22 protein-coding genes are annotated in these 23,079 nt (G+C 58.2%); 7 read left to right on the top strand and 15 right to left on the bottom strand.

The features are described from left to right. The first annotated feature begins 230 nt into the window (after nt 1-230). Nucleotides 231-1,019 (top strand): enoyl-CoA hydratase/isomerase family protein, encoded by a 789-nt coding sequence (locus tag NMAG_RS03865; RefSeq protein ID WP_012996422.1) that lies wholly within the window; start codon nt 231-233, stop codon nt 1,017-1,019. Between the two features lie 4 nt (nt 1,020-1,023). Here NMAG_RS03865 and NMAG_RS03860 read toward each other — a convergent pair whose 3' ends face one another. Next, nucleotides 1,024-1,773 (bottom strand): IclR family transcriptional regulator, encoded by a 750-nt coding sequence (locus NMAG_RS03860; RefSeq protein ID WP_004216583.1) that lies wholly within the window; start codon nt 1,771-1,773, stop codon nt 1,024-1,026. A gap of 426 nt (nt 1,774-2,199) precedes the next feature. Between NMAG_RS03860 and NMAG_RS03855 the strand changes: the two genes are divergently transcribed. Both NMAG_RS03855 and NMAG_RS03850 read left to right on the top strand, forming a co-directional pair. Then, on the top strand, nt 2,200-3,450 hold the full coding sequence (locus tag NMAG_RS03855; RefSeq protein WP_049916401.1) for an RNA-guided endonuclease InsQ/TnpB family protein: 1,251 nt from the start codon (nt 2,200-2,202) through the stop codon (nt 3,448-3,450). 294 nt (nt 3,451-3,744) lie between these two features. After that, nucleotides 3,745-4,545, top strand: coding sequence for an enoyl-CoA hydratase/isomerase family protein (locus tag NMAG_RS03850; protein ID WP_004216581.1), 801 nt, complete (start codon nt 3,745-3,747; stop codon nt 4,543-4,545). 203 nt (nt 4,546-4,748) lie between these two features. Here the strand turns inward: NMAG_RS03850 and NMAG_RS03845 are convergent, their stop codons facing one another. The 4 genes from NMAG_RS03845 to NMAG_RS03830 all read right to left on the bottom strand — a co-directional run bounded on the left by NMAG_RS03845 (nt 4,749) and on the right by NMAG_RS03830 (nt 9,864). Next, a complete protein-coding gene (locus NMAG_RS03845) occupies nt 4,749-6,074 on the bottom strand; it encodes a class-III pyridoxal-phosphate-dependent aminotransferase (RefSeq protein WP_004216580.1) in 1,326 nt (441 codons plus the stop codon). A 102-nt stretch (nt 6,075-6,176) separates the two neighbouring features. Next, nucleotides 6,177-7,232: an arginase gene (rocF, locus tag NMAG_RS03840; protein WP_004216579.1), complete on the bottom strand. Its 1,056-nt coding sequence runs from the start codon at nt 7,230-7,232 to the stop codon at nt 6,177-6,179. A gap of 172 nt (nt 7,233-7,404) precedes the next feature. Continuing rightward, nucleotides 7,405-8,223 carry an IclR family transcriptional regulator gene (locus NMAG_RS03835; protein WP_004216578.1) on the bottom strand — a complete coding sequence of 273 codons (819 nt, stop codon included), beginning with the start codon at nt 8,221-8,223 and terminating at the stop codon, nt 7,405-7,407. Nucleotides 8,224-8,301: 78 nt separating this feature from the next. Beyond that, nucleotides 8,302-9,864 carry an aldehyde dehydrogenase family protein gene (locus tag NMAG_RS03830; protein WP_012996421.1) on the bottom strand — a complete coding sequence of 521 codons (1,563 nt, stop codon included), beginning with the start codon at nt 9,862-9,864 and terminating at the stop codon, nt 8,302-8,304. A 454-nt stretch (nt 9,865-10,318) separates the two neighbouring features. Between NMAG_RS03830 and NMAG_RS03825 the strand changes: the two genes are divergently transcribed. Together NMAG_RS03825 and rdfA are read left to right on the top strand one after the other, a co-directional pair. Then, on the top strand, nt 10,319-11,809 hold the full coding sequence (locus NMAG_RS03825) for a glycerate kinase type-2 family protein (RefSeq protein WP_004216576.1): 1,491 nt from the start codon (nt 10,319-10,321) through the stop codon (nt 11,807-11,809). 322 nt (nt 11,810-12,131) lie between these two features. Beyond that, the gene (gene rdfA / locus NMAG_RS03820; protein ID WP_004216575.1) at nt 12,132-12,770 is read left to right on the top strand and encodes a rod-determining factor RdfA; all 639 of its coding nucleotides are present in this window, start codon (nt 12,132-12,134) and stop codon (nt 12,768-12,770) included. Nucleotides 12,771-13,209: 439 nt separating this feature from the next. Here rdfA and NMAG_RS03815 read toward each other — a convergent pair whose 3' ends face one another. The 7 genes from NMAG_RS03815 to NMAG_RS03785 form a co-directional block, all read right to left on the bottom strand. Next, complete coding sequence (locus tag NMAG_RS03815) at nt 13,210-14,298, bottom strand: Vms1/Ankzf1 family peptidyl-tRNA hydrolase (protein ID WP_004216574.1); 1,089 nt, start codon at nt 14,296-14,298, stop codon at nt 13,210-13,212. Nucleotides 14,299-14,634: 336 nt separating this feature from the next. Further along, nucleotides 14,635-15,399, bottom strand: coding sequence for a hypothetical protein (locus NMAG_RS21950; RefSeq protein WP_191219373.1), 765 nt, complete (start codon nt 15,397-15,399; stop codon nt 14,635-14,637). A 637-nt stretch (nt 15,400-16,036) separates the two neighbouring features. Further along, complete coding sequence (locus NMAG_RS03805) at nt 16,037-16,801, bottom strand: hypothetical protein (RefSeq protein ID WP_004216572.1); 765 nt, start codon at nt 16,799-16,801, stop codon at nt 16,037-16,039. A gap of 4 nt (nt 16,802-16,805) precedes the next feature. After that, nucleotides 16,806-17,447: a hypothetical protein gene (locus NMAG_RS03800; RefSeq protein WP_004216571.1), complete on the bottom strand. Its 642-nt coding sequence runs from the start codon at nt 17,445-17,447 to the stop codon at nt 16,806-16,808. Between the two features lie 22 nt (nt 17,448-17,469). Further along, a complete protein-coding gene (locus tag NMAG_RS03795) occupies nt 17,470-18,222 on the bottom strand; it encodes a hypothetical protein (protein WP_012996419.1) in 753 nt (250 codons plus the stop codon). Between the two features lie 4 nt (nt 18,223-18,226). After that, nucleotides 18,227-18,916, bottom strand: a complete 690-nt coding sequence (locus tag NMAG_RS03790; protein WP_004216569.1) for a hypothetical protein — start codon at nt 18,914-18,916, stop codon at nt 18,227-18,229. Nucleotides 18,917-18,932: 16 nt separating this feature from the next. Next, complete coding sequence (locus NMAG_RS03785; RefSeq protein WP_049939264.1) at nt 18,933-19,124, bottom strand: hypothetical protein; 192 nt, start codon at nt 19,122-19,124, stop codon at nt 18,933-18,935. Nucleotides 19,125-19,201: 77 nt separating this feature from the next. Here NMAG_RS03785 and NMAG_RS03780 point away from each other — a divergent pair, with 77 nt between their 5' ends. Then, nucleotides 19,202-20,023, top strand: coding sequence for an IS5-like element ISNma2 family transposase (locus NMAG_RS03780; RefSeq protein WP_012996418.1), 822 nt, complete (start codon nt 19,202-19,204; stop codon nt 20,021-20,023). A gap of 40 nt (nt 20,024-20,063) precedes the next feature. On the opposite strand, the gene NMAG_RS03775 is transcribed toward NMAG_RS03780, so the two are convergent. The 3 genes from NMAG_RS03775 to NMAG_RS03765 form a co-directional block, all read right to left on the bottom strand. Then, a complete protein-coding gene (locus tag NMAG_RS03775; protein WP_004217071.1) occupies nt 20,064-20,507 on the bottom strand; it encodes a DUF4870 domain-containing protein in 444 nt (147 codons plus the stop codon). Between the two features lie 204 nt (nt 20,508-20,711). Beyond that, nucleotides 20,712-21,398, bottom strand: a complete 687-nt coding sequence (locus NMAG_RS03770) for a nitrous oxide reductase accessory protein NosL (RefSeq protein WP_004216567.1) — start codon at nt 21,396-21,398, stop codon at nt 20,712-20,714. 243 nt (nt 21,399-21,641) lie between these two features. Beyond that, on the bottom strand, nt 21,642-22,259 hold the full coding sequence (locus NMAG_RS03765) for a nitrous oxide reductase accessory protein NosL (RefSeq protein WP_004216566.1): 618 nt from the start codon (nt 22,257-22,259) through the stop codon (nt 21,642-21,644). A 147-nt stretch (nt 22,260-22,406) separates the two neighbouring features. On the opposite strand from NMAG_RS03765, the gene NMAG_RS03760 reads away from it, so the two are divergent. After that, nucleotides 22,407-23,078 (top strand): SCO family protein, encoded by a 672-nt coding sequence (locus NMAG_RS03760; protein WP_004216565.1) that lies wholly within the window; start codon nt 22,407-22,409, stop codon nt 23,076-23,078. Nucleotide 23,079 lies beyond the last annotated feature (1 nt).

Raw genomic sequence — 23,079 nt, 5'->3', positions numbered from 1 at the left:
GTGCACAAGCACGGAGTGGGTTACCGAGACCGAACACAAGCACGGAGTGGGTTACCGAGACCGAACACAAGCACGGAGTGGGTTACGGAGATCGAAGCAATCATGGCATGGCTTCCGACGATGCCGGAACAGCGCTCGACGCTGCTCGCGGCTCAGACTGGAACACAGCGGAACCGCCGACTCAGCCGACGATAACAGTTAACCAACACCGCCACGAATCCTCGCCCGACATGACGGACTACGAGAACCTCACCGTCGATCACGACGACGGCGTCGCCACCGTGACGCTCGACAGCACCGCCGGCCGTAACTCACTCACACTCGAGATGGCCGACGAACTGATCGCGGTCGCGGCCGAGCTCGGCGAAGACCAGGAGACGCGCTGTATCGTGCTCACCCACGAGGGCCAGTTCTTCGGCTCCGGCGCGGATCTCTCCCAACTCGAGGGCGACGATTCTGACGCGGCACGGCTGCGCCAACTCGCCGGCCGCGCCCACGAGGCGGTCATCCAGTTCCAACAGACCGAAACACCCGTCGTGGGCGCTGTCAACGGCATCGCCGCCGGAATCGGTTTCAGCCTCGCGCTGATGCCTGACCTGCTCGTCCTCGGTGAGGACACCACCTTGCGATTCGCCTACCCCGGCATCGGGCTCACCGGCGACGGCGGCTCGACGTTCTTCCTGCCGCGCCTCGTCGGCCTCCGGAACGCGAAAGAGATCGTCCTCCGGGACGAGCCGATCGGCCCCGAGAAGGCCGTCGACCTCGGACTCGCAACCGAGGTCGTGCCGTCCGAGGAGTTCGACGACCACGTCGCTGACCTCGCAGCCGACCTCGCCAGCGGCCCGACGCACGCACTCGGCACCGCCAGCCGACTGCTGACCGAGAGCTACGAGCGGGGACTCGAGTCCCACCTGGCTGCGGAGACCGACGCCATCGCGAAGGCGGCCCGAACGGAGGACTACGAGCGCGGACTCGGTGCGTTCTTCGGTGAGGATGATCCGGAGTTCGTCGGCTACTAAGGTATCAAACGTAATCCAGGTTCACCTGCGTCACGTTCGCCGCTCGCTTCACGACGTCCGCGATTTCCGCCCGTCTCGTCTCGTCGAGTCGGCTTTCCGGCCCACAGACACAGATCGCGCCCCGGAGTTCGTCGCGTTTGTCGAGCACCGGCGCGGCGATACAGACCATCCCCGCGATGCGCTCGCCCTCGTCGACTGCGTATCCTCGTTCGCGAACCAACTCGAGTTGCTCCAGCAGCACGTCGGGGTCGGTAATGGTCTCGGAGGTGATCTCGACGAGGCCGCGGTCGAGGATCGATTCTACACGTTTGGGGTCCATGTGGGCGAGCATCGCCTTTCCCGGCGCGGTGACGTGCAGGGGCATCCGTGCGCCGGGATAGGCGAACAACGTGATCGCCTCTGAGCCCTCCTGTACCGCGAGGATGACTGCTTGATCGTTCTCCTCGATCAGGAGCGTCACGTGCTCGCCAGTTTCCTCGGCGACGGCCGCGAGTTCGTCCCGAACTGCTTTCACGACCTCAAACCGGTGGCGCTGCCGGTGGCCGACCTCGAGAAATCGCGTCGAGGGGTGGTACACCTTGTCCTCGACGGTGACGTACCCGGTGTCGACGAGCGCCTGCAGGTAGTCGTGGACGGTACTCACCGGCATCTCGAGCCGTGCTGCCAGCTCCGAGGCGCGGCCGCTGCCGTTCTCCGAGAGTTCGTCGATGATCGTGAACGCGCGTGCGACGGAGCGGTTTGGTGTATCTGGCATTATCGACTCCGTCTCCGGCCACCGACAGAACTCTTTCGACTTTTCCGGAAAGCTTTACGAACGTATCGGCGCTGGTACATGGGCAACTGACCAGCATTTCATCGCAACATTCGCTGGCGGTGTCCCCGTTCGAGTCCGTTCTTCGTCGTATTGCAGTTCAGTTGTGACCGGTGGGCGGTACTCGAGTACCCACTCTCTCGTCCCACCAGTGACGTTCGTCTGACGTCACGGTCGAAACTCGGTACTGGTAGTATTCGGTATTCCCGGAATTTAGTCTGGTCAAGTCAGATTGGAGAACGGCAGCCGTGCCGCAATCAGCCTTTACAAGCAGTATAGGAGAATGCCCCGGGGCTTGATTCCCAGGTTGAATCCGATAGGTGAACATACAAACCATTAAGTGAATACACTTTGAATCAAAAGATGGCGATGGAGTACAGTCACCGCTACCTCACCTATCCGACACAACAGGTAGCGGCTGAGCTGGAACGACACATCGACATTCATCGCCAAGCGTACAACTACACCCGGTACGAGTACGAACACGTGGACGCCGACGACATCGGTTCCGCGTACAAACACCACTACCGACTCCCCGACTGGAAAGACGAGTTCTCTGTCTTCTCGGAAGTCAATTCGAAGGCTCTGCAACGAACCGTCACACGGTTCTACCAGAACCTTGACGGCCTCTCTGAGCAGAAACAGAACGGCCACAAGGTTGGGAAGCTCAAGTGGAAGTCTCCAAAAAAGTTCCAGAGTATGACGTATTCGCAGTCTGGCTTCGATCTCAAAAACACGAGTGGCCGACACGCGACACTCTGGCTCTCCAAAATCGGTGACATCCCCCTCCGATACCACCGCGACATCCCGAATGAAGCAGACATCAAAGAAGTCACAGTCAAGAAAGAGACAACCGGTGAGTGGTTCGTCTCGTTCGGTCTCGAAACCGACGACGCTGACTTACCCGAGAAACCCGCGCTGGACGAGTTAGATTCAAGCAACAGCGTGGGTATCGACCTCGGCATCCTCAACTACATCCACACCAGCGACGGCACGACCGTGGACTGTCTCGACCTCGAAGACGAGTACGAGCGACTCCGACGCGAGCAACGCACGCTCTCACGGAAACAGAAAGGATCGAACAACTACGAGAAACAGCGTCGGGAAGTGGCGACGGTCAAGCGTCACATCCACCGGAAGGTGCTGGACTATCAGCACAAGATTACAACGTGGCTCGTCCATGAGTACGACGCGGTGTTCGTTGAGGATTTGGACGTGAAGGGGATGTTGGAAGACTCGCATAACGCTCGCAACAAGCAGGATGCAGCGTGGCGGCAATTCATCACCCTCCTCGAATACAAAGCCGACCTATACGGCTGTCACGTCGTGCAGGTCGAAGCACGAGGCACGACGAAAGAATGTGCGTCGTGTGGTATGGAGACGGCGAAACCAATCTGGGTCAGGGAACACTCCTGTCCGAGTTGTGGGTTCGAGTGTAACCGGGATGCGAATGCGGCGATGAACGTCCTTCAACGCGGCTTTTCTGAGCTAGGGCTGGGATGGCCCGAAGACACGCCTGTGGAGACTGTGCTCCCTACGGACACCACTTCGGTGTCTGCAAAGCGCGTCATCGAAGCAGGAAGCCTCGAGGTCGATCGAGAGAGCAAAGCTCTCTCGTGATGACGAGAATCTCCGATTCTCGAACCACTTGACCCCGAGGCGATTCACAGGTGTACTCATGTATTCGCTGGTAAGCGAAATCGGAGGTAGTGTTTTGCTGGCGGATCGTGCCATAGACCACGATAGCGGGCCACAGAACGCGGCATCAATTTTGGGGAGAAATAGATATGAATCTCCTGTTGCTATAGTAAATTCGAACTCATCGGTTTCTCGCAGATGAGCAGAAGGGGCAAACACGGCGTGGCCGCTGTACTGGTCGACAAAATTATGTGATTGTTTACCGTGGTCCCGGCTATGGAACACGATACCGAGTTCGACACCACGCTCGCCTCGTTCGACGACGACACCGGCGTCGGCCACGTCACACTGAACCGGCCGGACTCGCTGAACGCGCTCAACACCCAGCTTCGCGAGGATCTCGTCGGGAGTCTCGAGTGGCTCGAGTCGAAAAACGACGAGGCCGACGGCATCGCGCTCCGGGCGGTCATCGTCGAGGGCGCGGGCGGCACGTTCTGCGCTGGTGCCGATGTCACCGAGTTCAGCGACTCGAGTCCCGGCGCGCAGTCCGGGCAGAGCCACTACGAGTTCATCGCGGCGTTCCCCGCACCGGTTATCGCGAAGGTTCGCGGCTACTGCCTGGGCGGCGGCCTCGAAACGGCACTCGCCTGTGACTTCAGATTTGCACACGAGGAGAGTTCGTTCGGCTTCCCCGAGGTGAATCTCGGACTCCTGCCCGGCGCTGGCGGCGTGCAGTACCTCGCCGAACTCGCCGACCCCTCGACTGCCAAGGAACTCGCGATGACCGGCGAGCACATTTCCGCCGAGCACGCGGCCGAAATCGGTCTCGCGAACCGTGTCTACGGCGACGACCTCGACGAGGAGACACAGGCGTTCGCCGAGCAACTGGCCTCGCAGCCGCCGCTGGCCATCCAGTCGATCAAGGAGTCCGCAGCGATTTCAACGCAGACCGGACTCGAGGAGGGGCGGGCCTACGACGGACGGCTCTTCCGGAGTCTACTCGAGACGGACGATCACGAAGAGGGGGCGCGGGCGTTCGCCGAAGACGAGTACGAACCGGAATTCAAGGGCCGGTAAGCAGTCGCAGGTGCGGTACCATTGGGAGAGTGAAGCTGGACGACGGCACTACGAGGCAGGGGCGGCCGTCGGCCGGGTGACAGCGCGATGGCTCACTGCTAATCGACTGTGCTGGCGATTGCCTGACGATCTGCTAGGGATCGGCTTCGACAGCACGAGTGCGAGTGCGAGTGCGAGCGCGAGCGCGAGCCGAGTCGTCTCCCCTAGTTCGCCACCGTAGCGGGCTCGACCGCGGCGATCGAGTCCTCGAGGAGATCGATCGCGATCTCGAGTTCCCGGTCGCGCACGTCGAGCGGTGGAAGTAGTCGCAGCGTCTTCTTGCCACAGCCAAGGGTAAGCAGGCCGCGCTGGAGTGCAGCCTCCACGACTTCGTCGCGGCGCTCGGCGGTGTCGAACTCGATTGCACCCATGAGCCCGAGGCCGCGGACGTCGTTGACGACGTCCTCGTGGCTCTCTTTGACGTCGGTGAGGAGGTCGACGAGGAGCGTTCCCTGCTCCGCAGCGTGGGAGACGAGATCGTGTTCTTCGATTGCAGCGAGGGTAAGCGTCCCCTGCATCGAGGCGATGATGTCGCCAGCACCCCAGGTCGAGGAGAGTCGCCCCTCTTCGTCGGGGAAGAGGTCCTCGCGCGAGATCGTCGCGCCGACACGAAGCGCCTTGGCGCTGGTGATCACGTCTGGCTCGAACTCGTAGTGATCCGACGCCCACATCTCGCCGGTGCGGCCGACACCGGTCTGGATCTCGTCGGCGATTAGCGGAATGTCGTGTTCTGTACAGAGGGCAGACACCTCGCGCATGAACTCGTCGTCGGGGACGCGGTAGCCGCCTTCGCCCTGGACCGGTTCGAGGATGAGGAACGCGACCTGCTCCGAGGGAATGTGGCCGCTCTTGGGGTCGAGTTTCTCACGCAGGCGCTCGATGCCGCCCATGCTGGGGGGCACGTCGTGAATGCCACTGATCTCGGGGAAGTCGCGCCGGTGAACCGACTTCGAGCGGTTCAGCGAGAGCGCTCCGAGGGTCCGGCCGTGGAAGGCTCCCTCGAACGTCAGCCCGTACTTTGGCTCCGCACAGTTGTCGTAACAAAGCTTGATCGCGTTCTCGACCGCCTCCGCCCCGGAATTCGAGAGGAAGACGGTGTCCATGTCGTAGTGGTCTGTAATGTCCGCCAGCGTGTTTATCAGGTGGGATGGTCCGGGAAGCGCTGCGTCCTCCGGCGAGCCACCAGTGCTGACGTAGAAGTCGTGACCGGCAATCTTGAGCGGGTCGACGAGGTCGAACTCCTCGAACTTCTCCATCAGGAGCGGGTTGTTGTACCCGAGCGGGGCCGCGGCCACGTGACTCGTGAAATCGAGCAGGACGTTCCCATCAGGGTCCGTACAGAACGGTCCCTCCGCGTCCGCGGTGATGTCCCAGACGAAATCGTAGACGTACGTACTCGTGGCAGCCGCTTGCTGGTGGTACTCGACCCACTCAGCTGCAGCCGGACCTGGCAGTTGCGATACACTCGGCTCTGCTGTCTCGCGTCGCATGCATGGTAGTTGTCACCGGAGGGCTTAAAATAGGTGGATTTTCCGGACAGACTGGGATCGAACACAAACGTCGATAGCAGAACAGCCAGACAGCACAAACGCCTACAAAATGCGCTTCCCGAACGCACTGGCCGCAAGTTCCGCTGCAACCTCCGCCGTCTGGTTATCTCGGTCGAGGATCGGATTTACCTCGACTACGTCCATCGACCGCAGGATGTCTGCCTCCCGGTCGCGCTCGGCGACTAACTCGAGTGCGGCGTGGGCTTCGCGGTAGTTGACACCGCCGCGGACAGGGGTGCCGACGCCTGGAACGACCGTCGGATCGAGCCAGTCCAGATCCAGGCTCACGTGAATCCCGTCGACGCCGTCGGTGGCGATTTCGAGTGCGTCTTCGACGACGGCGGTGATACCGCGTTCGTCGATTTCGCGCATGGTAAAGACGGTGGCCTCGCTCTCACGCAGTGCTGCTCGTTCCTCGTCATCGAGGCTTCGGATCCCGACAAGGACGGTGTTTTCCTCACTGACGGCGTCCGTGTCGGCCCAGTCGAGATCGGCGAACGAGCCGCGGCCGTGGGCGGCGGCGAGCGGCATGCCGTGAACGTTGCCGCTCGGGGATGTCGCGGGCGTGTTGTAGTCGCCGTGGGCGTCGAACCAGATGACGCCGATTCCGTTGTCGGTGCCACGGCCGGAACCGAACATCGACCCCATGGCGACTGCGTGGTCGCCGCCGAGGACGAGCGGTGTCGTGTCGTCGTCGACCGTCGCGGCGACGGCATCCGCAAGCGTCGCCGTTACGCCGCCAATGTCGTCGAGGTACTTTGCGTTCGTATTCGAGTTCGAGTTCGAGTTCGAGTTCGTGTTCGTGTTCGTGTTCGAGTTCGAGTTCGTGTTCGTGTTCGAGTCTGAGTCGTTCACACCGGACGCAGGTGCGGGTGAACTCGTCTCGAGTCGCGGGACCTCGAGGTCACCGTCATCGATGCAGTCGACACCGGCGGCGGCGAGTTCGGCGGCAACGTCGGCGTAGCGGATTGCCGAGGGACCCATGTCGACGCCACGGCGGTTCGCACCAAGGTCGAGTGGCACGCCGAGCAGTCGTGCGGTGCGGTCTGCGTCCTGATTGCTGCTCGGTCCTGAGTCCGTGTCGGCCTCGTCACTCATCGCGGCTCACCCGCCGTTACCGGTCGTTGCCGTCTCCGTCGAAACTCCGTTGGTTGTCGCTGCTCGAACATAGCTACTGACAGAATTTCCGGGCGAGGGTCATATATCTCTTTGCAAAAAGCGAGCGCGAGCGAGCGGGGTACCGCCTGTCGGGCGGACCAGAACCACAGTCTCAGCTATCGAATCGAGCCGTTTCCAGATTGACCTCGATCAGGTTTGCCGTCTCCATTACCTGTTCGGGCATCTCCGTGCGAAATCGTTCGTCCTTCAGCCGACTCGTCGGTGCCGTCACGCTGACCGCGCCGACGACGGTCTCGTCCGGGTCGAGCACCGGCGCACCGACCGCACGCATTCCGCGAATCTCTTCTTCATCGTTGAGCGCGTACCCCCGCTCGCGAATGTCTGCGAGCGTCTCCCGGAGTTCGGCGGCGTCCGTAATCGTGTTCGCGGTCTGGCGTTCGAACTCCTGGTTCGCAATAATCTCGTCGCGCCGATTTTCAGGCACGTGCGCGAGAATTGCCTTTCCTGCAGCTGTATCGTGGAGATACTGCGGCGTCTCGCGCATCCGCAGATGGTAATCCATCGCGACTGCGAACTCACCGCGGCTCTCGTAGAGGACTGTCTCTCGTCCTCGTTCCTCGCCGACCAGATGCGCGTACTCCCCCGTACGCTCTGCGAGTTCGTCCACCTCGCTGTGGCCAGCCATGTAGAGGTCGGTCTCGTTTCGCACGTGCTCGCCGAGCGCGATAAACTGGAAACTCAGTCGATACTCCCCGTCCTCTTTCGTGACGAATCCACAGTCGACCAGCGTCTGCAGATAGGTGTGGACCGTCCCCTTGGTCAACTCGAGTTCCGCCGAGATGTCGGCGAGGCTGCCGCCCTGCTGTTGTTTGATGACGTCGATAACCGTCGCTGCTGTGCGCACCGATTTGATCTGGCGCGGCCCGTCGCGTTCGTTCTCGGCCCCGTTCCCGGGCGACCCGGCTGTCATACCCGTCACTACGCGAGGGGACCCTTAAAGTTTGCAGATATCAAATACCGCAGCAGGTCGCTCGAGGTGGTCGGTGCCTCAGTCGTCTCGAGTGACGATGTCAGCCGAGAGGCCCTGTGCCATCTCGATTTCTTTGGAGTTGTTCATCGTCCAGGCGGTGCGCTCGGTGACGGCTTCGATAGCCTCACGTGCGGACGGGTAGCCGTTGCCCGACTTCTTCACGCCGCCGAATGGAAGCTGGACCTCTGCGCCGATACACGGCAGGTTCGCGTACGCCAGGCCGACTTCCGCGCGGTCGCGGAAGTAGTTAATCTGGCGGTAGTCCTCGGAGATGATCGCTCCGGAGAGGCCGTACGGCGTGTCGTTGTGGATCTCGACTGCGTCCTCGATGTCGCCGTCGTACTCCAGCAGCGCGACGTGTGGACCGAAACACTCCTCTTTCAGACAGCGCAGGTCGGTGTCGTACTCGATTTCGTAGACGAACGGACCGACCCAGTTGCCGTCCTCGTGGCCCTCGGGAATCTCGTCGTCCTCGAGTTCGAAGCGGTCGACGAGGACCTCGGCACCTTCCTCGACTGCGAGTTCGTTGTGCTTCTTGATCTTCTCGACGTGCTCTGGCTCGACTGCCGGCCCCATGAAGGTGTCTTCCTGCAGGGGGTCGCCAACGGCAACGTCCTCCGCGATGTCGACGTAGCGCTCTTTGAACTCGTCGTAGACGTCCGTGTGGACGATGAGTCGCTCAGAGGAAACACAGCGCTGGCCGGTCGTCTTGAAGCTCGACATGATCGCCGAGTGAACGGCGATGTCGAGGTCGGCTTCCTCGGTGACGATGATGCCGTTCTTGCCGCCCATCTCACAGGCTGCGAGCTTGCCGGGTTCGCTGCCGACCTTGCTGGCGATTTCCTGGCCAACCTCGGCGGATCCAGTAAAGAGAACCGTGTCGACGCGTTCGTCGTCGGAAATCGCTGCACCGGCGTCGCCGAAGCCCTGAACCATGTTGAAGACTCCGTCCGGAATGCCGGCGTCATCGAACATTTCGGCGATGATCTGACCGCACCACGGCGTCTGTTCGGCTGGTTTCCAGACGACCGTGTTTCCTTCGACCAGCGCGATTGCCATCTGCCAGAACGGGATTGCAACCGGGAAGTTCCACGGCGTAATGCAGCCCATCACACCACGTGGCTTGCGGCGCATGTAGGCGTCCTTGCTGCCGACTTCACTCGGGACGACGTCCCCGTGCGGGTGGCGCGCGTTGCCCGCTGCCCACTCGACCATGTGCCAGGCCTCGGCGACGTCTGCTTTCCCCTCGGAAATCTCTTTCCCGCACTCCTTGGAGACGATCTCGCCGAGTTCATCGTGGCGCTCGCGCAGTTCGTGGTAGATGTCCCAGAGGTACTCTGCACGATCGATGTGGGAGAGTTCTCGCCACTCCTCGAAGGTCTCGTCAGCAACCTCGAGCGCGGCGTCGACGTCGTCTTCGGTGCCGCGCTGGAACGTCGCGAGCGTCTCGCCCGTCGCCGGGTTTTCGCTTTCGAACGTTTCCGAACCGGTTCCTTCGACCCATTCGCCGTCGATGTAGTGAAGATTGACTTCACTCGAGGTAGTATCGCTCACAGTCAGTGCAACTGGTGGTGTCGACATAGTCTTTCCCCTTCGACGGACCGTCACGGAGAACAACACAGTCTCTCGGACTGTATTTGATAGAATCAAACACGAACCGTGCCGTGGTGACCATTGCTCGTCATGCCGTTTGTAGACGACCGGTTTGTCGCCACTATCGGCATAGAAGACAACAACTGTCCGAATTTTGCCGATTATCCACAGCGATGAAACACTTTCGACCGTCTATCGAAGAGAGCATTTGAGACTATGAAACGCAGCTGTTGCCTAGTTTCGCACCGATCTTTCGAGGAAGACAGCAGAAAACGACGGTTCACCGCTGAGTTCTTTCTTCTCTGGCTATGGAACCCCCACACCTGTTACCAGTTCTCGAACAATAAGGTTTGAGATAGTCAAACAAATAGTTCGTCAGAGCATTCGCCTGGTGCGGGGCTGCACGGTAACTACATACACCGAGACGCCAAACGGGGTACGCATGGACGGCGACTCCCCCGAACACCCATCCGCAATGGCCGACCGCGATGGACCGGTGGCGTACACGCCGACGGCCGCACACGAGGTCGCACTCGAGTGCCTGCTCGCCGGAATCGAAGCAGCACGCCCCGAGAACCGAATTGCGGACACGTGTACGGTATCGGACGACGCGCTTACTGTGGCTGACGTGACCGGAGACGGAGGGAATACAGCCTCGTACGACCTCACACAGTACGATCGGATCACCGTTCTCGGTGGTGGGAACGCGGCCGCACACGTGGTGCGTGCGCTTGAAGCCGAATTTGAATTCGGCGGCAGTGACCGACTCGGAGAGCAACTCGACACGGGCGTCGTCGTGACCGACGATCCAGTCGAGACCGACATCGCCGCCGTCTACGAGGGATCTCACCCGATTCCGAGCGAGAGAGGTGTTCGGAACACGACGCGGATTCTCGACGCAGCCGAGGCGGCTGGGCCGGACGAATTGGTGCTCGTCGTCGTTACTGGCGGTGCGAGCGCGCTGCTCACAGCGCCGGCGACATCCCTCTCGCTAGCGGATCTTCGAGCGGTGACGAGAGCGCTCCTCGCTTCCGGTGCGACGATTGACGAGATCAACGCCGTCAGAAAGCACTGCTCGGCGATCAAGGGCGGCCAGCTCGCTCGAGCCGCCGCACCTGCAACCGTCGTGACGCTTGCGCTAAGCGATGTCGTCGGCGACGATCCCAGCGTGATTGCCAGCGGACCGACGGTTCCGGACGCGACGACCTACGGCGACGCGCTCGCCGTGCTCGAGCGCTACGGGATCGACGCACCCGACGCTGTCGTCGCCCGCCTCGAAGGCGGACACGCAGGCGACCGACCGGAGACCCCGACGGCCGACGCGGACGCTGAACTCTTCGATCGGACGAGTACCCACATCATCGGAAACGGACGCGTCGCACTCGAGGCAGCCCGTGACGCCGCAGACGAACAGGGATACACACCTCTCGTGCTCTCCTCACGGGTTCGCGGCGAAGCCCGCGAGTCAGCACGGACCCACGTCGCCATCGCCGAGGAGTGTCGTCAGACCGGTGAGCCGTGTTCACCGCCCGCCGTCCTCCTCTCCGGCGGCGAGACGACAGTGACGCTCTGTGACGACCCCGGTCGCGGCGGGCCGAACCAGGAGTTCGCGCTCGCGAGCGCGCTCGAACTCGAGTCCGATGGCATCGTCGTCGGGAGCGTCGACACCGATGGCGTCGACGGCGCGACTGACGTCGCCGGTGCGCTCGTCGATGCGACGTCGGTCGAGACGGCACTCGAGTCCGAGGGGACGCCCGACCAGAGCGGGACAGGGGCTCGAGTCGACGCCCGCGATGCGCTTGCGCGAAACGATGCGTTCGCCGCGCTCGAGGACGCGGACGCGCTCGTTCGGACTGGGCCGACAGGGACGAACGTCAACGATCTCCGCGTTATCGTCGTCGAGTCGGCGACGTGCACGGATAGAGCGTGCTAGCAGGAGAGGGCACGACACCATCCCCTCGCTCTCTACAGAGTTTACAATCTTACGAATGTAAATTCTGAACTGTGCACTGGCAAACTGAGAAGCGACGACTTGTATCCCGCTACCCTATCTGGAAGGGAGAGACGTACGCGTATGAATGATAATAAACTTGAGATTTTGGACGAACCATATTAAATCAGATAGCTTCAGCCTCCGTTCTCGCGAAAGCCGTGACACCTACGGTGGTCCGATCACAGGGATGGCAATTACGGACGTATTGCTGTAAACATCGCGTTCGGAACGCTTTTTTGGCTCACAGGAGTATCCTCAGGTAGTGACTGAGCGAACTCTCGATGCAGCGGCGAGTTCAGCGTGTGGCTGCAAGGTTGGGCGGATCACCGAGCAGTACGACCTGATCGGACTCGACGAGGAACTCGTTAGCTACTGGACCGATAGAACAGACGAGCGATACAGCACGCGAGACCTCGCAGAGCACGTCAATCAGCGCGTTCTCGAGGGCGCTCTCGACGAAGCCGGCCTGCAGTACAAAGACGGTGAAGTCGAGAACACGTACCGACTGCTCACCGGCGACGACGTCAGCAGCGGGACGCGCGTCCAGACACGCAAAGAACTCGAGCGCGACAACGTCCCAGTCGACGATGTCGAGAGCGACTTCATCTCTCACCAGACGGTTTACAACCACCTGACCGACTGTCTCGAAGCCTCACTCGAGTCCCCGAGCGACGAGGAACGACTCGAGCGCAGCCGGGACAAACTCGGTGCGCTCCGGAATCGGACAGCTGCGGTCACGGAGGACACGGTTGCCCAGCTCGAACGAAGTGACGTACTCGATATCGGCGAGTTCAACGTCCTGGTGACGGTTACGGTGACCTGTGAAGACTGCAAACAGCAGTATACGATCCGCGATCTGCTCGACCAGGGCGGCTGTAACTGCGCGGAGACGGACGACTGAGCAGTCGACGGCCCACCCGAAACCGCCTCTCAGCGCACGTCGACTGTCAACAGCGACGCCCGACTTTCGGAGGGTGGAACCTGTCGCTCCGATTCTGTCCTTGCGTGCAGTGCAACAGCCGGGAGCGGATTGATTGCTCGACCCGGTACGTCTGTCGGAGCTGAGACAGTCCAGTGCGGCTGTAAACGACACACCTACCACCTCACGTTGATGCATTCGTATCTGTCACCTTTGAGCAGAGGGACGATCGGGGCGGACGAACGACACCAGCGACCACCACAGCACTACTCACAAAAGCGTGACCGGAGGCTGGTGCTACGTCCACGGCTGTGTGACGGACGAGACACATCGGCGCTGGGACTACGGACAAGCAACGCCAAACCGTCTCAATACCCATCTGGCCGTACTCGACTACCGACAGCAATCCGCTCGCAGTCACTCACTCGATCGGGAACCGAAGTAACGCGCCGACCCCGTCGAACGCATCGACGAACCGACTCCCGTCGGCAAAGTCGTCCGGCACAACCACGGTCTCACCACCCTGCTCGACCGCACGATCACCGATCGACTGTATTTCTGTCCCGTCTAACGCCGTCGAGAGCAACACCGTCTCGACCGCATCGTACTCGAGTGCGTCGTCGACCTCGTCCATCCCGTAGGCGATCGGTTCACCGTCGTTCTGGACGCGGTCGAAGAACTCTGAAAGCGTTTCGCGAGCGGCTTCGTGGTCCTGCTCATCGATCGCTTCCTGTCCCTTCTCAGCGAGTTGGCGAAGTCCTTGCTCGGTCGCGTATTCGACGCTGAACTCGCCGGTGACGTGGTCGTCGAAGCGGTGGTCGAGGTCGGCCTCATCGCGGAATCGATCGATGGTTCCGGTCGTGCCACCGAGGAGAATGCCGTCGACCGCGTCGTCGTCCAGAAACGTCCGTGCTGCACGCTCTGCGACCTCATCGAAGAACTCGCGTTTCTGTCGTTCGCGGTCGCGCTCGAATCGCTCGGCGGACTGGCCGCCGGCGCTCGACTTTCCGGGGACGTTGCTATCGAACGAGTCGATCACCTCGACGGTTTCACCCTCGTACCGGCCGAACGCTGCGCCCCCGCGCTCAACGACGAGGAGCCCGTAGGTCGACTCGTCGCCGGTGATCGCCGTCAGCGGTTCGAGAGTGAACTCGTTGTGCTGTTCGTAGCGCAGTTCGTCGACCGCGAGTGGCAACTCGTCGAACACGACGGTGAGAAGATCGCCATCGACGACGCCGGTATAGATGGCAAGGCCGTTTTTCGGCACCGCCTCGTAGTCGGCGAGTTCCTGTCGGGCCGACTCGAGTGCATCGACGAGCGGTGCCGCGAGCGACTGTTCGTCGAGTTTGGTTGCCTCGGCGTAGTCGGTTTCGACGGGTTGGCGAGCCGCGCCGATCGATTCGTCTGGTGGGACGATGAGCGAGACGAGGACGTCCCGGTCGGCGCTCGCGCTCTCGAGTCGATCGAGCTGGGCATGACGGTCATACTCTGCGTGGGTGTCGACAGGCATCGTTTCGAACTGGATCCGCTACGCTGGCGTCCCGGTTGAGAAGCCTGCTGGCGTACTCAAGTCACGCTGAAACGTGTCGGTGGCCACGTCGTCTGCGTCCCTGTGCGCAGCCGTTCCGTCCGTGGAGCCGACACCAGACGGGTTCCGAAGATGAATTATAATGCATAGGTTGAACGGTGACTACTCGCCAGTTTGATGACTATTTCGCAGCTCGACGAGTCAGTGAATTACGCTATTCTATCAGACACTTGGGAAATTTTGAGGACATCGATGGCCTCGTCGAGAACGACCCACTCGAAGTTGTGCTGAGGAGAGTGTCGTGCGTCTCGACTCGCGTTAGTACTCGTCACGATCGAAGTTTCCTTTTGGTTTGCCATATCCTTCGATATCGTACTGTTTGGGCGGTGTTTCACCCATGTTCCGGTACACGTCTCTGATCTGGCAGATGAGGTTGTTAATCAGAAAGCCCCGGAAGTCCTCGGGGTAGACGAAGTCCTCGGGCACTTCTACGAACGGAGGCACCATCGGGGTGATCTGTGTGGTTCCCTCCGAACAGCTCGCTGGCGTCCCAGTCGTGTAAGTCTCCTCGATGTCCTCCTTCGAATAGTAGATGTACATGTCCGGTAGGACTTCGACAACTTCGTTCTCGTCGTTGATACAGAACCCCTTCATGATCAGGGCGATCCGAGGTTCCCCCTCGAATTCGACTCTGCCTTCGGTTATCCCGTACTCCTGTTTGGTTCGTTCTGGATTAATCAGCGCGTGGTAGTACTCTCGGAAGGCCTCGTCGAACTGGTTGAGCGGCATCTTCTCGAGGGCGTCGATCCCACGTCGCAACTGTCGTGGGTCCCAGTCAGAGAGTAGTATATCGTAATTGGTGTTTATATGTGCTTCAAAACGAGCTCGAGCAAAAACTTGGTTCATAAGACGTTCTTGATCCTCAGTACGCTCCTCAGAGCTGTGTGGGTAGACATTTTGTCCATGATAGTCGCTTGCCTCATCGTTATCAACTGGTATCTCGATAATGTGCTGATTCCCACGTGGATCTATAACCTCGACTCCAATGACACCGTCTTCAATCCCAATTATTTTTGCTTGCATAATTCTATTTGGTTGAACGTTCAAAAACTCGATTTTGGTATCGTGAATGCCCACTCCGTCGATCTGATATTCTCTGGGTGGCTGACTGGCTTGCATATAGTAGAGTTCTCGAATCTGGCATTTAAGCTGGTGAACGATAAGATCTCGGAAGGCATGATCACAGGCAAATGGGCGTGTGAGTGGTGAGATCGTCACGTACACGTCGGGTTCACGCTCGAGGCTAACCGGTGTGTGAACAAGGTCCTGGTCCTCGGAATAGAACGTCACGGGATCGGACTGGTCAATCAGTTCCTCGTTCGCATCATCCAGATGGAGGTACAAGGCGGTGAACTCCACCTTGTGTACTGGAGGATCTCGAATTGCTTCGAGAAAGTCCATGAAGTGACCCATGATGGCTGACAGGTCTAGATCCTCGAGGACATCGATGGCCTCGTCGAGAACGACCCAGTCGAAGATGGTGCTGAGGAGTTCTGCATCAGTTTCGTGATGCCCGACGTTGCGTGCGCGAAACCGAACGCGCTCGAGTATGTTCGCAGGTTGGGGATCAGTCTGGTCCTCCGCTGTAAATCGGTCTTGAACGTGACCGATGAGTTCACCGTCCCAGTCGAACAGCAGGTGATGGGTATAGACACGGAACTCAGAACTCATCTGGGTCGAAATTACCGGCAGGCTTTCCAAATCCTTCGATATCAACGTTTGCAGGCGGCTCCTCGCCCATATTTCGGTAGATATCACGGATTTGGCAGACCAAATTATTGATTACCGAGGCGCGAAAGTCCTCTGGATAGTTGAAGTCATCAGAGATGCTCACGAACGGTGGCAGCATCACTGTAAGTTGTGTCGTCTCATCCGAACAGCTAGCCGACGTCCCCGCGGTGTACGTCTGTTCGGTTTGGTCATTCGTGTAGTAAATATACATATCAGGTAACACGTTCACCACTTCGTTCTGGTCGTCGATACAGAACCCTTTCATAATTAACACGATCTGAGGTTCGCCAGGGAACTCAATCGAACCTTCGGTAATCCCATACTCTTCTCTGGCCTTCTCAGGATTGATTAGCGCATGATAATAGTCACGGAAGTTGTCACCAAACACTTTGAGAGACATGTTTTCGAGGGACTCAGTACCACAACGTAGTTGTCTTGGATCCCAATCAGGCAACAGAATATCGTGTTCTGTGGCTATATGAGCCTCATATCTGGCCCGTGCCCGAACCTGATACATAATCTGATTTTGTTCAGCAGTTCTCTCTGTTGGGTCGTTCGGGTATGATTCCTGAGCGTGGAGGTCTTCAGTATCCTCGTTTTCAACATCAATCTCAACGAGGTGGGTATTTCCACGCGGGTCGATAACTTGGACGCCAATGATACCGTCTTCGGTTCCGATGATTTTTGCTTTCATAGGTCTATTTTGCTTGTTCGTCGAAAGGAACAATTCCTGGTTCGTCGAGTCCTCGTCCTTCGATTCGATATTGTTCGGGAGGCTGGCAACCTTGCTTGTAGTAGAGATCTCTCACCTGACACTCGAGATGACGAACGATAAGATCGCGAAACTGTTTATCACAAGCGAAACAGTGTTCGAGAGGCGGAATAGTAATGTGGACATCCGGCTCTTTCCGGAGAGTTACATCAGTATTGACGAGCTCTCCGTTTTCCTGATAGAACGTAATCGGATCAGACTGACCAACAAGTTCGTCTCTGGAATCGTTTAGGGAGAGGAACAGTGCAGTGAACACAACGACTTCCTTGTCAACGGGCGGTGACCGAATTGTGTTCAAGAACGGCTCAAAGTGGTCCATTACCTGGCGAATATCGAGAGCTTCGAGGACAGTAATAGCATCCTCGATAACGTCTATATTGACGATCGACCCGAGACAGTGGGCATCCGTCTCGTGGTGAGCTTCGTACCGTGCACGAAATTGGACGCGCTTGAGAATTCGACTCGGTTTGGGATCAGTCTGTGTTTCCTCTGTATATCGTTCGTGAACGTGCCCAATGAGGTTCCCATCCCAATCGAACAACACGTGATGCGTGTACTTTTCATTCATCCGGTGAATACTACAATTAGTATCACCGATCAAAGTTCCCGTGGGGCTTTCCGAAGCCGTCGATATCGTACTGCTTCGGCGGACGCTCACCCATATTGCGATAAACGTCTCTAATTTGGCAGATGAGATTATTGATCATCAGGCCTCTGAAGTCCTCTGGATAGACGAAGTCTTCTGGTGCGTCTTTGAACGGCGGGAGCATCGACGGGATTTCAGTAGTACCACTGGGACAGTCGGGATCCGGACCAGCCGTATAATTTTTGTCGGCCTGTTCGCTCGAGTAGAAGACGAACAGAGGTAAATCGTTCACAATCTCATTTTGATCGTCGATACAGAAGCTCTTGATCACAAGTGCGATCCGAGGGTTCCCCCCGACTTCGGCAGTGTCTGGACCGATATCATACTCGTCTTTGAGGCGCGTCGGATCGTGCAACGCCATGTAATACTCGTAGAAGAGGTCGTCGAATTCGTCGTCTGAAATGCGCTCGAGAGCGTCGATGCCCCGGCGTAACTGGGTCGGGTCCCACCCCGAACGGAGGATATCGTACTCCGTTTGTGTATGGGCCTCAAACCGAGCGCGAGCGAAGACCTGATTCATTAAACGCTCTTCTTCATTGTCCCGTTCTCCGGAGCTGTGTGGGTAAGTGTCCTGGCCGTGAAAGTCATCCGCATCTTCGTTATCCACAGCTAATTCGATGAGATGAGAATTACCACGTGGATCGATAACCTCCACACCAATAACACCTTCTTTAATTCCGATTACGTTTGCTTGCATAGTTCTATTGTGCTTGATGTTCGAATGGGGCGAGTTCAGTATCGTGAAGACCGATCCCATTGACTTGGTACTGTTCCGGTGGCTGCCCACCCTGCCTGTAGTAGAGATCTCGAATCTGGCATTTGAGCTGATGGACGATGAGATCTCGAAAGGTGTGATCGCAGGCGAAGGGTCTTTTGAGCGGTGAAATCGTCACGTACACATCTGGCTCACGTTCGAGGTTAACTGGTGTGTGAACGAGGTCCTGGTCGTCGAAATAAAACGTCACGGGATCGGACTGATCTATCAGTTCTTCGTTCGCATCATCCAGATGGAGGTACAAGGCGGTGAACTCCACGTCATCAACGGGGGGATCTCGAATTGCTTCGAGAAAGTCCATGAAGTGTTCTATAATCGATAATTGGTCCAAACCCTGGAGGACATCGATGGCCTCGTCGAGAACGACCCAGTCGAAGATGGGGCTGAGGAGTTTCGCGTCAGTCTCGTGATGTCCGACGTTACGTGCGCGAAACCGAACGCGATTGAGTATTTTCGCAGGTTGGAGATCAGTCTGGACCTCTTCTGTAAATCGGTCTTGAACATGACCAATGAGTTCACCGTCCCAGTCGAACAGCAGGTGATGGGTATAGTCGCGGTGATCGATCACCTGGATAGCTACCCCTGGGCTATCCAGTCCGATAACGTCTGCTTCCATTCGGGACGGTGGCACGTTACCCATGATAATGTTCCTCCAATAGGTCCTCCTCATCTAATACGTGTAAGAGCGCATGGACCAGTTCGTCGTACTCCTGTGAGGAGTCAAGGCCGGCAGCCCGCTCTCTGCGAATCCCTTTGACGTGTTTGGCGAATCGGTCTTCGAGGGCGTCACCAGCTGCTGTGAGTTTCCCTCTCGTCCCAGACACTTCCAGACCGAGTTTTGTTATAACCGGCTCTGTTGAAATCCTTAGTGAGTTACAGGTTCGGTCGGTAGTTTGAGTAGATGCAGACCCTCCCAAAGTCTCGGTTGCTCCGATTTGTCGAGGAAGCATTTCAGTTAGCGAAACGTGCCGTAGCTCGATACTCCTCAAAGTTCTCGAAACAACGCTACACGCTCCATCAGCACATCGTTCTCCTCTGTCTCAAGGTTCGGAAGAACACGACCTATCGTACACTCCTCGACGAACTCATCGAGATGCCCCGTATCCGGAACGCGATCAATCTCACTGAACTCCCTGCGCCGTCTACGCTCTGCAAGGCGTTCAACAGACTCGATATGGCTGTCTGGCGAGTGCTGCTCAATCTCTCTGTTTCACTGCTCCCGACCACCGGCGTTGCGGGGATCGATGCTTCGGGATTCGACCGCAGTCACGCCTCGAAACACTACACGAAACGAGCCAAACTCACGATTCAGCAACTCAAAGTAACACTGTTGGTCGATTCCAAAGTGAACGCAGTCCTTGATTTACACGTGACGACGACACGAAAACACGATAGCCAGATCGCTCCATCGTTGATCAAACGTAACCCCGAGACTATCGACATCTTGCTCGGGGACAAAGGCTACGACGACCAGAAAATCAGACGGCTTGCTCGTCAACACGAGATTCGTCCACTAATCAAGCATCGTGAGTTCACACCGCTTCACAAGGCATGGAACGCACGCTTAGACGCTGACCTCTACGGCCAACGGAGTCAATCAGAGACAGTCAACTCAACGCTCAAGCGGAAGTACGGTGCATTCGTCCGTTCACGACGCTGGTGGAAGCAGTTTCGTGAACTCGCTCTTGGGTGTATCGTCCACAATCTTGACCAAGCAATCTAACGGTTAGTACAGGGCAAGAAGTCATCGCTCAATAGAGCGACTATCGGAACCGTTCGATGATATTAATCGAGCCGGGATACGACCACGCTGACCCGGACGCCGCTTTCTGTGTGGCAACGACAGCAAATCCGAATGTAGCGAAAACCGCGACCACCAGTGCAAGTAGCAAGGGGATTCCAATGAAGGTAAACACTGTGTCGAGGGGTGACGGTACCGCCAGCAGTTCAGTCGGCTCACCGTTGATTGTTACTTCGTCGGCACCAAGGAAGCCTGTCACGAACGCAGCAACTGCCAGAACAATAACGGTGATATGCCAATTAATCGCGTTTCGGGCGTTCTCTCGCGTAAATTCGTGGTCTGATACGGCATACATGATGGCAGGGCCAACGAAACTGGTGAAAAGCGCCAACACGTGGACGAGAATGCCGCCCAAAGAACGATTCTCAGGTTGGTCGGAGCCGGACAGTGTTGCTGTGGAGGGCATTATATTTTGATAACTTGTCTCGCCCTGTATATCTTTTCTTGCTCAGTTCGCACGTGTAGGGCACAGTAGATTCGCGCGAATAAATATCTAAAGAAGAGGATTTCAACAGAGCCATTCGATACCAATCACTACCTACGCATCACCATTAGTCCCAGTGTCAACGGCGACTGAGATCGAACCGAAGTCGCCTCGCCGGATATCCTGTCAGTCGTCGTCGCTATCCGGTTCCTCGAAGAAGCGCCCACGGTAGTACTCCGCAAGGCTCCTGTCGAACGCCTCGAGATCGAGGATATCGTCTTCGTCGTACTCGTCAAACTCGTTCACGAACGCCTGAGCGTCGCTTTGATCAGCAAACGGTGTGGGGTTCCTCATCATGATGTCGTCGACATGATCAGGGTCGGTCACGCGGACGAAGACTGCGTCCGATGCGTCGACGAGTTCGCCTGTCTCGTAGTCAGTAACCCAAACGTTTTCGACGTCTGTGTCCGGTCCGTCGAACTCCTCTGGAGCGGCATAATAGGCGGCCATACAGCCCGCAGAGCAGAAAAACTCGCGGTGACCGTCCTCGTGGACCAACTGGGCGTTCCAGTCGGGATACTCTTTGGCAACCATGTTGCAGACAGCACACTTCCTGTCGGCGGGAAACGCTGCCTCTTCGCTGGTCTCTTCGTTGTCGCCTTCCTTGTCCGCTGAATCAGCATCATCCTCTCCGGTACCTTCTTCTCCGTCGTCGTCGGCTCCCGATGCTGGTTCGTCGTCCGTCCCGTCGCTGTCATTGGGGACGCCATCGTCTTCTGTATCGTCAGTGAGACAGCCTGCAACACTAACTACTGTTCCCGTACCGATTAGACCAATCACACGGCGACGCTTGTACCTGGAGTTGCCTTCCATATCCTAACGGTCGCAGACGGATTATAAACGATATCTGGTACTTCCGTCGAACGCATTCGGAGACCAAACCAAAAATCAGTTCTTAGAACGGTTAGTGGCCGATCTGGAACACTAGATTCTGGAGGTTGGGTGGGAGTTATTCTATCAACGTCCTGTTTCGGCCTTCGAACCAGTTCTCTTATGCGGTTCGAGACGACGAAGGCATCTCATCTCTCAGCAGGAGCGGCGATCCCGCGAGCGACGTTATCCAAGCAGAGAGATCACCAGCTCGGCGGTCACATCTGCGTGTTCGTACAGGTCACCGCCATACTCGCCCTGGAACTCCTCGGCTTCGTCGGCGTCGCTAAACCCGATCATCGACGGCCCCATAGCACCCTGAACGTCGCTATCGACGACCATCGTGAGTCTATCGGCGCTCGCAAACGCGTCGACCGCGAGGTGACTACTTATTTCCTCGATATCGTCGTCGAACTCGACATCGTAGTCGACGGTGGAGTAGTCGGTCAGATATATAACGGTGGGATCGTGGCCTGCGTCCTCTTGCTCGAACGTGTGGGTGTAGGCACAGGTCGAACTGCAGAACTGCGCCGGCCGCTCCTCGTCGACAACGTCTTCCGGATCGTCATAATGAGTCTGTCCAACTGGACCCGGATGCCGCCCGATCTGCATCGTGCAATGGTCGCAGATCTGATCGCTGTCGATCGTAATCGGCTCGGGTACGTCATCGTCTTCGCCAAGACAGCCAGCAAGCGCCGCGACCCCGACACTGGTCGCGCCAACCAGAACGGTTCGGCGAGCGTGTTTTCTTCCCGTCTCAGCGACGCCTCCATCTCGATCCGTCCCAGATATCTGCTCGTCCATACCGGGCCTATGTACCTACCGAATAAGTTGAATCTGGTACGGTCGCCGAAAATCTGTGTCGACAACCCGATAGAAGCGCACTTCTTCGGCCCGTATTCGACCGTTGCACCAGACGCTACTTGCCGGTCCAGTCGATAGACACTCGTAATGAATCGCCGCCGTGCGTTGACCGTCGGAGTGACGACCGGGCTAACCGCCGTCGCCGGTTGCCTGACCGGCATGCTAGATGACGAGTCATCCGAGCACGCCGTCCTTGCGCCACCCGAGGAGGACATCCAGAGCGAATCCCTGTACCCGACTTACGGTGACCCGTTCCCGGCGTTCGAACTCGAGGACCCGATCGGCGAGACGACCGTCGACGTGTCCGCTCTTGAGGACGCACTCGTTGTAACCGCCTTTTTCGCGTCTTGTCCGGACGAGTGCGTTCCGCTGATGAATTCAATTTCTCAAGTCCAGACGAACGCCGCCGAGCGCGGACTCGGGGACGAGACTCGAATCCTCGCGATCACGTTCGACCCCGAGCGTGACACTGGCGACGCGCTTCAGGACCACTCCGACACCTTCGGTATCAATTACGAAGCGGACAACTGGCACTATCTCCGTCCCGAAGACCACGAGATGGCCCAATCTGTCGTCTATGACGATCTCGGAATTCCGTTCGAGCGCGAAGAACTCGGGGACGAGTACGACTTTATGCATATCACGGTCACGTTCCTCGTCAACCCCAACGGATACGTCGAGCGGGCCTATCGGGGTGACGACCCTGATCCGGTACGAATCACGGACGATCTCGAGCAGGTTCTCGACGGTCACGAGTAAT

The organism is Natrialba magadii ATCC 43099 (assembly GCF_000025625.1).
In the GTDB taxonomy this organism is placed as follows: Archaea; Halobacteriota; Halobacteria; order Halobacteriales; family Natrialbaceae; genus Natrialba; species Natrialba magadii.
The sequence above is the reverse complement of the archived record's forward strand: the minus strand, read 5'-3'. Positions and strand labels throughout refer to the sequence as shown.

Excerpts from the sequence above, each read along its gene's own strand:
- NMAG_RS03780 (WP_012996418.1), top strand. The coding sequence starts at position 19,202 with ATGCAGACCCTCCCAAAGTCTCGGTTGCTCCGATTTGTCGAGGAAGCA.
- NMAG_RS03805 (WP_004216572.1), bottom strand. The coding sequence starts at position 16,801 with ATGAAAGCAAAAATCATCGGAACCGAAGACGGTATCATTGGCGTCCAA.
- NMAG_RS03815 (WP_004216574.1), bottom strand. The coding sequence starts at position 14,298 with ATGCCTGTCGACACCCACGCAGAGTATGACCGTCATGCCCAGCTCGAT.
- NMAG_RS03830 (WP_012996421.1), bottom strand. The coding sequence starts at position 9,864 with ATGTCGACACCACCAGTTGCACTGACTGTGAGCGATACTACCTCGAGT.
- NMAG_RS03845 (WP_004216580.1), bottom strand. The coding sequence starts at position 6,074 with ATGCGACGCGAGACAGCAGAGCCGAGTGTATCGCAACTGCCAGGTCCG.
- NMAG_RS03795 (WP_012996419.1), bottom strand. The coding sequence starts at position 18,222 with ATGCAAGCAAACGTAATCGGAATTAAAGAAGGTGTTATTGGTGTGGAG.
- NMAG_RS03765 (WP_004216566.1), bottom strand. The coding sequence starts at position 22,259 with ATGGACGAGCAGATATCTGGGACGGATCGAGATGGAGGCGTCGCTGAG.
- rocF (WP_004216579.1), bottom strand. The coding sequence starts at position 7,232 with ATGAGTGACGAGGCCGACACGGACTCAGGACCGAGCAGCAATCAGGAC.
- NMAG_RS03760 (WP_004216565.1), top strand. The coding sequence starts at position 22,407 with ATGAATCGCCGCCGTGCGTTGACCGTCGGAGTGACGACCGGGCTAACC.
- NMAG_RS03790 (WP_004216569.1), bottom strand. The coding sequence starts at position 18,916 with ATGGAAGCAGACGTTATCGGACTGGATAGCCCAGGGGTAGCTATCCAG.
- NMAG_RS03865 (WP_012996422.1), top strand. The coding sequence starts at position 231 with ATGACGGACTACGAGAACCTCACCGTCGATCACGACGACGGCGTCGCC.
- NMAG_RS03800 (WP_004216571.1), bottom strand. The coding sequence starts at position 17,447 with ATGAATGAAAAGTACACGCATCACGTGTTGTTCGATTGGGATGGGAAC.
- NMAG_RS03855 (WP_049916401.1), top strand. The coding sequence starts at position 2,200 with ATGGAGTACAGTCACCGCTACCTCACCTATCCGACACAACAGGTAGCG.
- NMAG_RS03825 (WP_004216576.1), top strand. The coding sequence starts at position 10,319 with ATGGACGGCGACTCCCCCGAACACCCATCCGCAATGGCCGACCGCGAT.
- NMAG_RS03850 (WP_004216581.1), top strand. The coding sequence starts at position 3,745 with ATGGAACACGATACCGAGTTCGACACCACGCTCGCCTCGTTCGACGAC.
- NMAG_RS03835 (WP_004216578.1), bottom strand. The coding sequence starts at position 8,223 with ATGACAGCCGGGTCGCCCGGGAACGGGGCCGAGAACGAACGCGACGGG.
- NMAG_RS03860 (WP_004216583.1), bottom strand. The coding sequence starts at position 1,773 with ATGCCAGATACACCAAACCGCTCCGTCGCACGCGCGTTCACGATCATC.
- NMAG_RS21950 (WP_191219373.1), bottom strand. The coding sequence starts at position 15,399 with ATGCAAGCAAAAATAATTGGGATTGAAGACGGTGTCATTGGAGTCGAG.
- NMAG_RS03770 (WP_004216567.1), bottom strand. The coding sequence starts at position 21,398 with ATGGAAGGCAACTCCAGGTACAAGCGTCGCCGTGTGATTGGTCTAATC.
- NMAG_RS03775 (WP_004217071.1), bottom strand. The coding sequence starts at position 20,507 with ATGCCCTCCACAGCAACACTGTCCGGCTCCGACCAACCTGAGAATCGT.